Source organism: Bradyrhizobium ganzhouense, assembly GCF_049949285.1.
Classification (GTDB): Bacteria; Pseudomonadota; Alphaproteobacteria; order Rhizobiales; family Xanthobacteraceae; genus Bradyrhizobium; species Bradyrhizobium ganzhouense.
The window spans coordinates 5,727,033-5,740,026 of sequence record NZ_CP181318.1; the positions used below are offsets into that span (position 1 = coordinate 5,727,033).

A 12,994-nucleotide genomic window follows, 5' to 3' on the forward strand; every position below is an offset into this window, starting at 1 on the left:
ATTTTCGCCTCAGCCGCCCCGCTCCTTGCGCAGCTTGGCCCAGTAATCCAGCCGCTTGCGGATCTCCCGCTCGAAACCGCGCTCGGGCGGGTCGTAGAAGGTTTGGCGGCCCAGGGCTTCCGGAAAGTAGTCCTGGCCGGAGAACGCATCGGGGGTATCGTGGTCGTACTCGTAGGCAGCACCATAGCCCTCCGACTTCATCAGCTTGGTCGGCGAGTTCAGGATGTGCTTGGGCGGCAGCAGCGAGCCGGCTTGTTTGGCGACCTGCATTGCCGCCTTGAAGGCCGTGTAGACCGCATTCGATTTCGGCGCGGTGGCGAGATAGACCACGGCCTGCGCGATCGCGAGCTCGCCCTCGGGATGGCCGAGGAAGTCAAAGGCGTCCTTGGCGGCATTGGCGATGACGAGCGCCTGCGGATCGGCAAGGCCGATGTCCTCGACCGCCATGCGCACGACACGACGCGCCAGGAACAGCGGATCTTCGCCGGCGTCCAGCATGCGCGCGAGGTAATACAGCGCTGCGTCCGGATCGGAGCCGCGCACCGACTTATGCAGCGCCGAGATCAGATTGTAATGGCCGTCGGCCGATTTGTCGTAGATCGGCGCGCGGCGTTGCAGGATGTCCTGCAACTGCGCGGCGTTGAAAATCTCGTCCGCCCGCGCCGAACGCCAGACCTCTTCGGCAAGTGTCAACGACGCACGGCCGTCACCATCGGCCATGCGCACCAGCACAGCGCGCGCCTCTTCATCGAGCGGTAGCTTGCGGCCCTCGACCTCCTCGGCATGCGCGAACAGTTTTTCGATCGCGGCGGCATCGAGCGAGCGAAACACCAGGACGCGCGCGCGGGACAGAAGCGCCGCGTTGAGCTCGAAGGACGGGTTTTCGGTGGTGGCGCCGACCATCACGACGGTGCCGTCTTCCATCACCGGCAGAAACGAATCCTGCTGGGCGCGGTTGAAGCGATGCACCTCGTCGACGAACAGCAGCGTGCCCTTGCCCATCTCGCGGCGGGCCCGCGCGGCGTCAAAGGCCTTCTTGAGATCGGCGACGCCGGAGAACACCGCGGAGATCTGCTCGAAATGCAGGTCGGTCGCATCCGCCAGCAGCCGCGCCACCGTGGTCTTGCCGGTGCCGGGCGGCCCCCAAAAGACCAGCGAACCGAGCGTGCGCGTCTCCAGCATGCGCGTCAGCGCGCCGTCGGGGCCGAGGATGTGATCCTGGCCGACGACCTCCGAGAGCGCGCGCGGCCGCAGCCGGTCCGGCAGCGGATGCGGGGCTTCGTGATCGAGCCCCGCCGCGGCAAAGAGAGTTGGCGTCTCCTGTGGTCGCTTCGGACTCATCCGCCCAGCGTGACGTTGATCTGCTGGCCGCCACGCACCAGCGTGATGCGCCACAGCCGCTGGCTTACGGCGGCCGCCTTCTCGAGGTCGCCGGTCTTGCCGATCTTCTGGTTGTTGACGGCCAGAATGATGTCGCCCTTCTGGAAGCCGACCTGAGCGGCCGCGCTGTCGCTGCCGAGATCGGTGATCACGACGCCTTCGGTATCGGCATCGAGATGCAGCTCATCGGCCACCGCAGGCGTGATGGTCGAGACCTTCGCGCCCTGGAACGGCGAGCGCGCGGTGAGGACGAGCTCGTTGCGGCCGGTATCCGGCGCGGTCTCGAGCGCGATCGCCAGCTTGAGCGGCTTGCCGCCGCGCTGCACGTCGATCTGCGCCGTGCCGCCGATCGGACGGGTGGCGAAGCGGTAGTCGAACGCGTTGGGATCGTCCACGGCCTGGCCGTCGATCCCCGTGATGAGGTCGGATGATTTCAACCCGGCCTTGGCCGCGGGACCGTTGGGAACGACGCTCGCGACCAGCGCGCCGGTCGGCGAGCGCAGACCGAGGCTCTCGGCGATCTCCGGCGTCACCGCCTGCAGCTTCGCGCCCAGCCATGGCCGCTTCACCGCCGTGCCGCCGCTCTTGGCGGAAGCGACGACGACGCGCACCATATTAGCCGGGATAGCAAAGCCGATGCCCTGCGAGCCGCCGGAGCGCGAGTAGATCGCGGTGTTGATGCCGGCGAGCCGGCCGTTCATGTCGACCAGCGCGCCGCCGGAATTGCCGGGATTGATCGCAGCATCGGTCTGGATGAAGAACTGGTAGTCGGTGATGCCGACCTGTGTGCGGGCGAGCGCCGAGATGATGCCGTGGGTCACGGTCTGGCCGACGCCGAAGGGGTTGCCGATCGCCATCACGACGTCGCCCACCATCAGCTCATCCGAATTGGTGAATTCGAGCGCCGGAAATTTCTCCTTGGTATCCTTCAGGCGCAGCACCGCGAGATCGCTGCGGGAGTCCTTCAGCACGATCTCGGCCTCGAACTCGCGCTTGTCCGACAGCGACACCTTCACCTGGTCGGCGCCCTCGATGACATGGACGTTGGTGACGACGAGCCCGGAAGAATCGACGATCACGCCCGAACCGAGCGACCGCTGCACCTGCTCCTGCTGCTGGCCGCCGCCGAAGAAACGGCGGAAGATCGGGTCGTCCAGCAGCGGATTGCGGTTCTGCACCACCTTGGCGGCATAGACGTTGACAACCGCCGGCTGCACCCGCTGCACGATCGGCGCGTAGGACAGCCGCAACTCGGCCGGTGACGACGGGACACGACGGTCCTGTGCCGCAGCCGGATTGAAGTGGGCCGAAAAGGCTATGCACAATGCCGTGACGATGGCGGTCCGATTCGCTCGAAACATTCCTACCTCTTGGAAAAGACGTCGGAATATAGGCGCCTTCGCCAGCCAATAGAAGGGCGCCGGGCGGCAATATTCGAGCCCCTATCGACCCCTTGCCGGTGTGTCCGACATGCCAGCTCCCCGTGCAAAATGACAATCTGGGAGGCGCCGCACATTGGCATGATGCGCGTCATCTTGCATGCTGCCCGTTGGCGGATTCGGCTGCGACGAATTTGCATCAGGTGGAACCGTTGCAGCCGCGGCGCGCCGTCGCGGGACAGTCATCAACCGTTTCTAGGCTCTCCCGTTACGACTTGGGGAAGTTGGTCTAACCGATGGAGTGGTGACGTGAGCAGGACAAGAATGACAGCCGCGGCGATTGGTCTCGCCGGTGTGCTGGCGGCCTCGCAGGCCCAGGCACAATCAGCAGGCAACAGCGATCAGGAGATCGCGCTCCTGAAACAGCAGCTGAAGATGCTGGAGCAGAAGCTGGACAAGCTCCAGAACCAAACCGCCGCGAACACGGCGGCCGCGGCAAAGACCAGGGCTGAAGCGAAGGCCGAAGCGCGCTCGGAGGCGAAGGCCGTGGTCGCCAATGCCAATGCGGCCATCCCGGTCAAGGGACCGGTCGCGCCATCCGGCGTCGTGGTGACGATGCCGAACAACCGGCCGACCATCTGCACCGCAGACGAGCAGAATTGCGTCGCCATCACGAGCCGCGTGCACTGGGACGTCGGCGGTTACAATTATCGTCCCAACACGGCAGCGACGTCGCCTCAGCAGCTCGACAGTGGTGAGAACGTCCGCCGTGCGCGTATCGGCGTCGTCGGCAAGTTCTTCGGCGACTGGAATTACGCCCTGATCTACGACTTCGGCGGCACGGCTGACGGGTTTGGCGGCACCGGCGCGGCCGGCGCCACCCCTGTCGGCTTCCTGCCGGGCGGCGGGACGTCGGGCATCGAGAATGCCTATCTCAGCTACACCGGTCTCAAGCCGTTCGGCGGCAAGATGGCGATCGAAGCCGGCGTCATGGACATCCCCTGGACGCTCGACGAAGCCACCAGCTCCAACGACATCATGTTCATGGAACGTGCGTCGGCCGGCATCATCGCGCAAAACATCGCAGCCAGTGACTTCCGCTCGGCCGTCGGCACCCGCTGGTGGAATGACCAGCTCTGGATGGGTGCCTATGTCACCGGACCGACCACAGGCCAGATCCACTCTGCGTCCAGCGTCTCTCCGCCCGGCACCAGCGAGCAATACGGCGCGGTCGTTCGCGTCGCCGGCAACCCGATCAGCGGCAACGGCTACTCGGTTCATATCGGTGCCGACGCGGAATGGCTGATCCAGCCGCCGCGCAATCTGGTGACGCAGGCGCAGACGCTCACGCTCAACGACCGGCCCGAGTTGCGGATCGATCCGACGACGCTGATCTCGACCGGCGCGATTGCCAACGTCTCCGGGGCGCAGGTCTACGGCGTCGAGGCGGCGGCGACCTATGGCTCGTTCATCGCGCAAGGCGAATATTACTGGTTCAACGTCGACCGCACTGCCAATACCGGCCTGCCGCCGCTCGGCGCGTCGAGCCTGAAATTCGATGGCGGCTACGCGCAGGTCGGCTACGTGCTGACCGGTGAGAGCCGTGCCTACAATGCGGCGAGCGCCTCGTATGGCGGCGTCAAGCCGGCCAATCCCTTCTCACTCGCCGGCGGCGGCTGGGGTGCCTGGGAAATCGCCGGACGCGTGAGCACGATGAACCTGAACGATCAGCTCGCAACTGCAGCTGGCATCGCGGGTGGACGCCAGACCATCTACACCGCCGCGCTGAACTGGTACGTCAACAACAATGTCCGCTTCATGCTCGACTATCTGCATGGCGACATCTCCAAGCAGGCGAGCGCCGTCTCCGCGGTGAATACGGGCTCGACGTTCAATGCGGTCGCGATGCGTACGCAGGTCGCGTTCTGATCTGACGTCCTGTCTGAAGAAAAGCGCCGGGAGCGGCACGGGCCGCTTCCGGCGCAATAGTATCCAAACGGGTACTATATCCCCGAATTTGCAGTACTTGCCAAATAGGAGCCGGGGCGACAGTTAGAGCGGCACGCGAATACGCCATCTGATGGAGACAAGCCATGAAGGCCGTCGGCTACAAAAAATCGCTTCCGATCGAAGATCAGGACGCGCTGATCGATTTCGAGACCACCAAGCCCGAGCCCAAGGGACGCGACATCCGTGTCGCGGTGAAGGCGATCTCGGCCAACCCGGTCGATTACAAGGTGCGCAAGCGCGCCGCCCCGCCCGAAGGCGAGACCAAGATTTTGGGCTATGACGCGGCCGGCGTGGTCGATGCGGTCGGCCCCGAGGTCACGCTGTTCAAGCCAGGCGACGAAGTATTCTACGCGGGCTCCATCCTGCGCCCGGGCACCAACTCCGAATTCCACCTGGTCGACGAGCGCATCGTCGGCAACAAGCCGAAGTCGCTGTCGTTCGCGCAGGCCGCCGCCCTTCCCCTCACCTCCATCACCGCCTGGGAATTGCTGTTCGATCGCCTCGGCGCGGTCCCCGGCAAGAGCGTCGATCCGCGCACGCTTCTCATCACCGGCGGCGCCGGCGGCGTCGGCTCGATCCTGATCCAGCTCGCGCGCCGCCTCACCGGCCTCACCGTGGTTGCGACCGCAACGCGGCCGGAATCACAAAAATGGTGCCTCGATCTCGGCGCGCATGCCGTGATCGATCACGGCAAGCCGATGAAGGAGCAGATCGAGAAACTGAAGCTGCCGCCGGTCGCGCTCGTGGCGAGCCTCACCTTCACCGACCAGCACTACAAGAACATTGCCGAATTCATGGCGCCGCAGGGCCGGTTCGGCCTGATCGACGATCCCGCGGAGTTTACGGTTGCCGCATTCAAGGGCAAGGCGATCTCCGTGCACTGGGAATCGATGTTCACGCGCTCCTCGTTCCAGACGCCCGACATGATCGCGCAGCATCATCTGCTCGACGACGTCGCCGACCTCATCGACAAGGGCGTGCTGCGCACCACGCTCGACCAGACCTTTGGCACGATCAACGCAGCCAACCTCAAGCGCGCGCACGCGCTGCTCGAGAGCGGCAAGTCGCGCGGCAAGATCGTGCTGGAGGGGTGGTAGGCTGAGATCTCGTAGGGTGGGCGAAGGCGCATTTGCGCTGCGCCCACCTTACGATTTCGTGGTGGTCAGCCCAGGATCCGCGACAACGCCGACAACAGCCGGTCGATCTGCTCATCCGTACCTACGGTGATCCGCAGATAATCCGAGATGCGAGCCGCGGAAAAGTGGCGGACGATCACCGCCTGCTCCCGCAGCGCCGCCGCAAGCGCGGCCCCTTCATGCGCGGGATGGCGCGCGAAGACGAAGTTGGCGAGCGACGGCAACACCTCGAAACCAGCAGCCTTCAGCCCGCGGGTCAGCCGCTCCCGGCCCTCGATCACGCGAACGCGGCTCTGCTGGAAATAGGATTCGTCCTCCAGCGAGGCGATCGCGCCGGCCAGAGCGGGCCGGCCGAGCGGATATGAATTGAAACTGTCCTTCACGCGCGTCAGCGCTTCAATCAGATCGGCATCGCCGATCGCATATCCGACCCGCAGCCCGGCCAGCGCGCGCGACTTCGACATGGTCTGCACGACCAGGAGATTGCGATGGGACGCCACCAGCGGAATCGCAGTCTCGGCGCCGAAATCGACATAGGCTTCGTCGACGACCACAGGCACATCCGGATGCTCCTCCAGCAGTGTTGTGATCTCGCCGCGAGACAGCGCGATCCCCGTCGGCGCGTTCGGATTTGGGACGATGATCGCGCCGGCCTGCCGGCGATAATCAGCGACGCGAATCTGCATGGCCTGATCGAGCGGCACGGTCTCGTAGGCGATGTCGAACAGACCGCAATAGACGGGATAGAAACTGTAGGCGATATCCGGAAAGAGCAGCGGTGCATCGTGCTTCAGCAGCGCGACAAAGGCATGCGCCAGCACCTCGTCAGAGCCATTGCCGACGAACACCTGCTCGGGCCTCACACCGTGGTAGGCGGCCAGGGCGGCACGCAGCGCGGTCGCCTGCGGGTCCGGATAAAGACGCAGCGTATCGGCGGCCGCGTCGCGGATCGCTTCCAGCGCGCGCGAAGATGGACCGAGCGGGTTCTCATTGGTGTTCAGCTTGACCAAATCCGCGATGCGGGGCTGCTCGCCCGGCACATAGGGCTTCAAATCGTGCGTCAAGCTGCTCCAGAAACGACTCATCTTCCTTCCTCCTCACGCGGACGCGTCGCCCGTTCGACGAAGCCTTTCGCGAGCGCGTGATAGATTCCCTCCTCGCAGATCATCCGCGAGACGAAATGCGCGATCAGCGCGGCTGCCATCAACGGCACGACCATGCCGTGATTGTCGGTCATCTCGGTCACGATCACGAAGGCGGTAATCGGCGCCTGCACGACGCCGGCAAAATACGAGACCATGCCGAGCAGCATGATCGCACCGAGCGGCGCGTCCTGGAACAACGCCGCGATATTGCTGCCGATGCCGGCCCCGACGGCCAGCGACGGCGAGAAGATGCCGCCCGGTATGCCGCTGATCGCGGCAAAGGTGGTGGCCAGCAGCTTGAGGACGCCGAAGTCTCGCGGCAGCGACGTGCCGTGGTCCAGCGCCTCCTTCACCTGCACATAGCCCGTGCCATAGATCGTATCGCCGGAGACCAGGCCACAGACCGCGACAGCAAGGCCGCAGACAAATGCGAACCAGAGCGGATGGCCCTTGATCGCGCGTCCGAGCGGGTTCTTGAAGCCGCGCGCCATGGCGATGACAACGCGGCTGAACAGGCCGCCCGCGATGCCTCCGACCACGCCGCAAAGCGGAACGGCCAGCCAGTCAGCGCCACGCGCCAGCGACATCGCGCTGCTGCCGAAATAGGCGTAATTGCCGGCCAGCGCGAGCGACGTCAGGCCGGCCGCGATGACGGCAGCGATGATGAGACTGGAGGTGCGGGTCTCGAAAGCGCGGCTCATCTCCTCGATGCCGAAGACGATTCCCGCAAGAGGCGTGTTGAAGGCCGCGGCAACGCCGGCGGCGGCACCGGCCAGAATCAGCCCGGGCTGACGGCGTGGCGAGAAGCGGCCAAGCGCGAACATGATGGAGGCGCCGACCTGAACGGTCGGCCCTTCCCGCCCGACCGAGCCGCCGCAGAGGAGCCCGAACAGAGTGAGGATCATCTTGCCGATCGCGATCCGGATCGAAACCAGGCTCTCGCGCGCCGCCTGATCGCTCAGATGCCGCGCAGCGATCGCCTGCGGAATGCCGCTGCCCTGCGCATTCGGGAACAGACGGATGGTCAGATAGGCCGACAGCATGAAGCCGAGCGGCGTCACCGCCAGCACGGCATAGCGCGACTTGGCCAAAAGGAGCACAAAGGCGTGTTGCGCGAGATCGGCAAGCTGCGCCAGCGCCACTGCCGCAGCGCCGACCCCGATCCCGCCAAGCAGAAAGATCGCCCGCCGCTGCCATCGCGCGGATGTCAGCCTGAACAAGCGTTTGTGGCGGGTCGAGAGGGGCCAGAGCATGGAACCCCGGTTTTAGCTGGTCCCGCTACGAATGAAAGGGGCGCGGGAGCGGAGCAGCTGGCTGGAACCACGCTCCCGACGCCCGATCGCAGCTTATGCGATCGTGTTGACGATGCCGCCCTCAGCGCGTAGCGCCGCGCCGTTGGTCGCGGACGCTTGCTTCGAGGCGACGTAGACCACCATGTTGGCGATCTCGTCGACGGTGGCAAAGCGCTGGATCAGCGAGCTTGGGCGATGCTGCTTGACGAAATTGGCCGCGGCCTCGTCGACCGACTGACCGTTCTGCTTGGCGAGATCCTTCACAAACGTCTCGACGCCCTCGGACATGGTCGGGCCAGGCAGCACCGAATTCACGGTCACGCCGGTACCGCGGGTGAGTTGCGCCAGCCCACGCGCGACCGAGAGCTGCGCCGTCTTGCTCATGCCGTAGTGGATCATCTCGACGGGAATGTTGAGCCCGGATTCCGAGGAGATGAAAACGATGCGGCCCCAATTGCGCTTGAGCATGCCCTTCATGTACGCGCGAGACAGCCGCACACCGCTCATCACATTGACCTCGAAGAAGCGGCTCCAGTCCTCGTCCGGAATCTCGAAAAAGTCCTTCGGCTCGAAGATGCCGGCATTGTTGATGAGGATGTCGACCTCGGGCAGCGCCGCCACCAGCGCCTTGCATCCCGCCGCGGTCGAGACGTCCGCGGCGATGCCGCGCACCTTGGCGCCCGTCCCTTCCAGCTTGCGCACGGCCGCGTCGACCTTGTCCTGGCTGCGCCCGTTGATCACCACGCTCGCGCCGGAGCCGGCGAGGCCCTTGGCGATGGCATGGCCGATACCGGCGGTCGAGCCGGTCACGAGGGCAGTCTTTCCGGAAAGGTCAATGTTCATGCGTCATCTCCATTGATGGTGAAACGGATATCGTGCGCTGCACAGGCAGGTGCAATCGCCGCTCACCGACGCGTGAGGATCAACCGCGTGGTCTGGAAATGGTGGGCACGGCGCGCGAAGAGTGCGCGCCTTTGCCCACCCTACGATTTCGGCGGCAGCGTCCGGACGAACGCGACGATGGCATCGAGATCCTGCGGCGACATGGTGGCGTAACCAGCATAGGCCATCGGCGGCTTGAGCTTGTGACCATCGCGCGCGACGCCTTGCGTAATCGCACGTTTGATTTCGTCGTCGCTCCACTGTCCGAGGCCCGCCACCGGATCAGAGGTGATGTTGGCAGAGACGGATTCGCCCCACGGCCCCCTGAAGGTCCGGCCACCCTTCCCGCTGGCGCCGGCGAAATCGTGCACCACGGACGGGCCTTCCGGCGTGTGACATTCCAGGCAATGGGCGATGGTGAGGAGATAGCGGCCGCGGGTGAGCTTGTCGGACAGCTCCGCCTCGGTTGCCTGCTTGCCGGCATAGATCGGCATGTCCGGCTTCAGCGTGATCCTGTATTCCGGCGCTGGCGTCTCGTGATGCACTGACGGCACCGAGCGCAGGTAGGCCGTGAGCGCATCGAGATCGCGTGCCGTAAGCACCGTGTAGAAAACGGTCGGCATGATCGGCGCAACGGCCGACCCATTCGGCCTGATGCCGCTGACGAGGAAATGCTTCAGCGCGGCATCGCTCCAGTTGCCGATGCCGGTCTCTTTATCGGGCGTGATATTGGACGCGGTGACCTTGAAGGCGGGCTCGTCGAAGGTCTGCCCGCCCGAGAGCGCACGCGTCATATCCAGGCCCTGCGGCCCGCGCGGCGTATGGCAGTTGTTGCAGACCATCACGCTGTTGACGAGATAGGCGCCGCGCTCGACCAGCGTCTCGGCGGCAGCCGGAGACACCAGCAGCGCCAGCGCAATCCCAAACACAATCCTCATGAGAGCCCCCCGGCCAGAATCGCGTTTCACCCCAACGATGCGCGGCATGAGATGTCGCCACCGCATACAAAAAAGCGGCGCCCAGGGGCGCCGCTTTCGAAGATCTCGGTACCGACCGGCTTACGCCGCCTCGGCTTCCTTCGCCTGCACCGGACCGGAGTCCTGGCCCTTGGCATCGACGTCGCGGTCGACGAACTCGATCACGGCCATCGCGGCGTTGTCGCCGTAGCGGAAGCCCGCCTTGATGATGCGGGTGTAGCCGCCCTGGCGATCCTTGTAGCGGGGCGCCAGCACGTCGAACAGCTTCCTGACCTGGTCCTTGTCGCGCATCTCGGAGATGGCCTGGCGGCGCAGGGACAGCCCGCCCTTCTTGCCGAGGGTCACGAGCTTCTCGACGATCGGACGAAGCTCCTTGGCCTTGGGCAGCGTGGTGACGATCTGCTCGTGCTTGATCAGCGCGGCCGCCATGTTGGCGAACATCGCGCGGCGATGCTCGGCCGTGCGGTTGAGCTTCCGATGAACCTTGCCGTGACGCATGTGTGTAGTCCTTACTTCAAAACTGCCGCGACGGTTCGTCGGACATGTTGCTCAGGTGGGCTGCCTGCGTTCGCCCATAAAAATCGCGGCCAGACTTCTCCGGCCGCGACGGTGACGTACGGATCAGTAGTGATCCTCGAAGCGCTTGGCGAGCTCGTCGATGTTCTCCGGCGGCCAGCCCGGCACTTCCATGCCGAGGTGCAGACCCATCTGGGCCAGCACTTCCTTGATCTCGTTCAGCGACTTGCGGCCGAAGTTCGGGGTGCGGAGCATTTCCGCTTCCGACTTCTGCACGAGGTCGCCAATGTAGACGATGTTGTCGTTCTTCAAGCAGTTGGCCGAACGCACCGACAGCTCGAGCTCGTCCACCTTCTTGAGGAAGGCCGGGTTGAAGGCGAGGTCCGGGATGATCTCCTGGGCGACTTCCTTGCGCGGCTCTTCGAAGTTGACGAACACGTTGAGCTGATCCTGCAGGATGCGGGCGGCGTAAGCCACCGAGTCATCCGGCGTCAACGCGCCGTTGGTCTCGATCGTCATGGTCAGCTTGTCGTAGTCGAGGATCTGGCCCTCGCGGGTGTTCTCGACCTTGTAAGAGACCTTGCGGACCGGCGAGTACAGGCTGTCGACCGGGATCAGGCCGATCGGCGCGTCCTCGGGACGGTTGCGCTCGGCGGGCACGTAGCCCTTGCCGGTTGCGACCGTGAACTCCATGCGAATCTCGGCGCCTTCGTCGAGCGTGCAGATCTGCAGGTCCGGGTTGAGCACGACGACGTCGCCAACGGTCTGGATGTCGCCGGCGGTGACAGCACCCGGGCCCTGCTTCTTCACGACCATGCGCTTGGGGCCTTCGCCCTGCATCTTGATCGCGATGTCCTTGATGTTCAGCACGATGTCGGTGACGTCCTCACGGACGCCAGCGATCGAGGAGAACTCGTGCAGCACGCCGTCGATGTGCACCGACTGCACCGCCGCGCCCTGAAGCGAGGAGAGCAGGATGCGGCGCAACGCGTTGCCGAGCGTCTGGCCGAAACCGCGCTCGAGCGGCTCGGCGACGATGGTCGCGAAACGCGAGGGATCGCTGCCGGGCTGTATCTGGAGCTTGTTCGGCCGAATCAGTTCTTGCCAATTTTTCTGGATCGTCACTGTTTCACCCATACAGGCCAGTCGATTTGAAAATTCAAATACTGGCGTTGGAGAAAGGCCGCAGATCAAACCCGCGGCTTCTAAAAAAACATCGCGGGCGACGATGCGCCCGCAACTTCGTATCAGACGCGCCGACGCTTGCGCGGGCGGCAGCCGTTGTGCGGGATCGTGGTCACGTCGCGGATCGAGGTGACGGTGAAGCCCGCGGCCTGCAGCGCGCGGAGCGCCGACTCACGGCCCGAACCGGGACCGGCGACTTCGACTTCCAGCGTGCGCATGCCATGTTCCTGCGCCTTCTTGGACACGTCTTCGGCGGCGACCTGCGCGGCATACGGGGTCGACTTGCGCGAGCCCTTGAAGCCCATCGTGCCGGCGGAGGACCAGGCAATCGTGTTGCCCTGCGCGTCGGTGATGGTGATGGTCGTGTTGTTGAACGACGAGTTCACGTGCGCGACGCCGGAGGCGATGTTCTTGCGCTCACGACGACGAACGCGGGTGGCTTCCTTGCCCATAGACTACCTTTCCTGGAGATCTCAAACGCCGCCGTAATGCCAGCGGCTACACCTGTGAAAATGCGAGTGGCGAATGGCGAATAGGGAAGCTCCCTACTCGCCATTCGCCATTCCCTATTCGCGAGTTTACTTCTTCTTGCCGGCGATGGCCTTGGCCGGGCCCTTGCGCGTACGCGCATTGGTGTGGGTCCGCTGACCGCGCACCGGCAGACCGCGACGATGACGCAGGCCGCGATAGCAGCCGAGGTCCATCAGACGCTTGATGTTGATACCGACTTCACGACGCAGATCGCCCTCGACGAGATAGTCGCGGTCGATCACTTCGCGGATCTGGAGCACTTCAGCATCGCTGAGCTGATTGACGCGACGATCCTCGGGGATCTTCACCTTTTCGAGGATCTCACCAGCGATCTTCTGGCCGATGCCATGGATGTACTGGAGCGCGATCAGCACGCGCTTGTTGGTCGGAATGTTCACGCCGGCAATACGGGCCACGGCCTTCTCTCCTGTCGCCGATCCCTCGTCAGGAATCGGGCTTTAAGTGCTTATGTTTCTCGGGCAGGTGTTCACAAACGCGAACACGACGCCCACCCCTGGTCTTCCTGGGGCCCGGCATCGTTTGAAACTATCCGACTTGGAT

Annotated in this window: 12 protein-coding genes; 2 read left to right on the top strand and 10 right to left on the bottom strand. The window is 64.5% G+C overall.

Going from position 1 to position 12,994, the window contains the following annotated elements; translation table 11 throughout:
* Positions 1-9: 9 nt before the first annotated feature.
* Together ACLFLU_RS26365 and ACLFLU_RS26370 are read right to left on the bottom strand one after the other, a co-directional pair.
* Positions 10-1,341, bottom strand: coding sequence for a replication-associated recombination protein A (locus ACLFLU_RS26365; protein WP_426407723.1), 1,332 nt, complete (start codon positions 1,339-1,341; stop codon positions 10-12).
* The gene (locus ACLFLU_RS26370) at positions 1,338-2,741 is read right to left on the bottom strand and encodes a DegQ family serine endoprotease (RefSeq protein WP_426407724.1); all 1,404 of its coding nucleotides are present in this window, start codon (positions 2,739-2,741) and stop codon (positions 1,338-1,340) included. The genes ACLFLU_RS26365 and ACLFLU_RS26370 overlap by 4 nt, the downstream gene beginning before the upstream one ends.
* Before the next feature lie 327 nt (positions 2,742-3,068).
* Between ACLFLU_RS26370 and ACLFLU_RS26375 the strand changes: the two genes are divergently transcribed.
* Both ACLFLU_RS26375 and ACLFLU_RS26380 read left to right on the top strand, forming a co-directional pair.
* On the top strand, positions 3,069-4,688 hold the full coding sequence (locus ACLFLU_RS26375; protein ID WP_426407725.1) for an OprO/OprP family phosphate-selective porin: 1,620 nt from the start codon (positions 3,069-3,071) through the stop codon (positions 4,686-4,688).
* Between the two features lie 164 nt (positions 4,689-4,852).
* On the top strand, positions 4,853-5,866 hold the full coding sequence (locus ACLFLU_RS26380; RefSeq protein WP_426407726.1) for a zinc-binding alcohol dehydrogenase family protein: 1,014 nt from the start codon (positions 4,853-4,855) through the stop codon (positions 5,864-5,866).
* A 65-nt stretch (positions 5,867-5,931) separates the two neighbouring features.
* On the opposite strand, the gene hisC is transcribed toward ACLFLU_RS26380, so the two are convergent.
* The 8 genes from hisC to rpsM form a co-directional block, all read right to left on the bottom strand.
* Entirely contained in the window at positions 5,932-6,990 is a 1,059-nt protein-coding gene (gene hisC, locus ACLFLU_RS26385; protein ID WP_426407727.1) for a histidinol-phosphate transaminase, read from the bottom strand.
* Positions 6,987-8,303, bottom strand: coding sequence for a chloride channel protein (locus ACLFLU_RS26390; RefSeq protein ID WP_426407728.1), 1,317 nt, complete (start codon positions 8,301-8,303; stop codon positions 6,987-6,989). Before ACLFLU_RS26390 ends, hisC begins: the two co-directional genes overlap by 4 nt.
* A gap of 93 nt (positions 8,304-8,396) precedes the next feature.
* A complete protein-coding gene (locus ACLFLU_RS26395) occupies positions 8,397-9,185 on the bottom strand; it encodes an SDR family NAD(P)-dependent oxidoreductase (protein ID WP_426407729.1) in 789 nt (262 codons plus the stop codon).
* Positions 9,186-9,325: 140 nt separating this feature from the next.
* A complete protein-coding gene (locus ACLFLU_RS26400) occupies positions 9,326-10,162 on the bottom strand; it encodes a c-type cytochrome (protein ID WP_426407730.1) in 837 nt (278 codons plus the stop codon).
* Between the two features lie 120 nt (positions 10,163-10,282).
* Entirely contained in the window at positions 10,283-10,699 is a 417-nt protein-coding gene (rplQ, locus tag ACLFLU_RS26405) for a 50S ribosomal protein L17 (protein WP_148770535.1), read from the bottom strand.
* Between the two features lie 123 nt (positions 10,700-10,822).
* The gene (locus ACLFLU_RS26410; protein ID WP_426407731.1) at positions 10,823-11,854 is read right to left on the bottom strand and encodes a DNA-directed RNA polymerase subunit alpha; all 1,032 of its coding nucleotides are present in this window, start codon (positions 11,852-11,854) and stop codon (positions 10,823-10,825) included.
* A 110-nt stretch (positions 11,855-11,964) separates the two neighbouring features.
* Positions 11,965-12,354: a 30S ribosomal protein S11 gene (gene rpsK, locus ACLFLU_RS26415; RefSeq protein WP_007603045.1), complete on the bottom strand. Its 390-nt coding sequence runs from the start codon at positions 12,352-12,354 to the stop codon at positions 11,965-11,967.
* A 126-nt stretch (positions 12,355-12,480) separates the two neighbouring features.
* Entirely contained in the window at positions 12,481-12,849 is a 369-nt protein-coding gene (gene rpsM / locus ACLFLU_RS26420; protein WP_014494511.1) for a 30S ribosomal protein S13, read from the bottom strand.
* Positions 12,850-12,994 lie beyond the last annotated feature (145 nt).

Bases quoted from the DNA above. Each gene is read 5' to 3' on its own strand.
- ACLFLU_RS26400 (WP_426407730.1), bottom strand. From the start codon at position 10,162: ATGAGGATTGTGTTTGGGATTGCGCTGGCGCTGCTGGTGTCTCCGGCT.
- ACLFLU_RS26395 (WP_426407729.1), bottom strand. From the start codon at position 9,185: ATGAACATTGACCTTTCCGGAAAGACTGCCCTCGTGACCGGCTCGACC.
- rplQ (WP_148770535.1), bottom strand. From the start codon at position 10,699: ATGCGTCACGGCAAGGTTCATCGGAAGCTCAACCGCACGGCCGAGCAT.
- ACLFLU_RS26365 (WP_426407723.1), bottom strand. From the start codon at position 1,341: ATGAGTCCGAAGCGACCACAGGAGACGCCAACTCTCTTTGCCGCGGCG.
- ACLFLU_RS26370 (WP_426407724.1), bottom strand. From the start codon at position 2,741: ATGTTTCGAGCGAATCGGACCGCCATCGTCACGGCATTGTGCATAGCC.
- ACLFLU_RS26390 (WP_426407728.1), bottom strand. From the start codon at position 8,303: ATGCTCTGGCCCCTCTCGACCCGCCACAAACGCTTGTTCAGGCTGACA.
- hisC (WP_426407727.1), bottom strand. From the start codon at position 6,990: ATGAGTCGTTTCTGGAGCAGCTTGACGCACGATTTGAAGCCCTATGTG.
- ACLFLU_RS26410 (WP_426407731.1), bottom strand. From the start codon at position 11,854: ATGGGTGAAACAGTGACGATCCAGAAAAATTGGCAAGAACTGATTCGG.
- ACLFLU_RS26380 (WP_426407726.1), top strand. From the start codon at position 4,853: ATGAAGGCCGTCGGCTACAAAAAATCGCTTCCGATCGAAGATCAGGAC.
- rpsK (WP_007603045.1), bottom strand. From the start codon at position 12,354: ATGGGCAAGGAAGCCACCCGCGTTCGTCGTCGTGAGCGCAAGAACATC.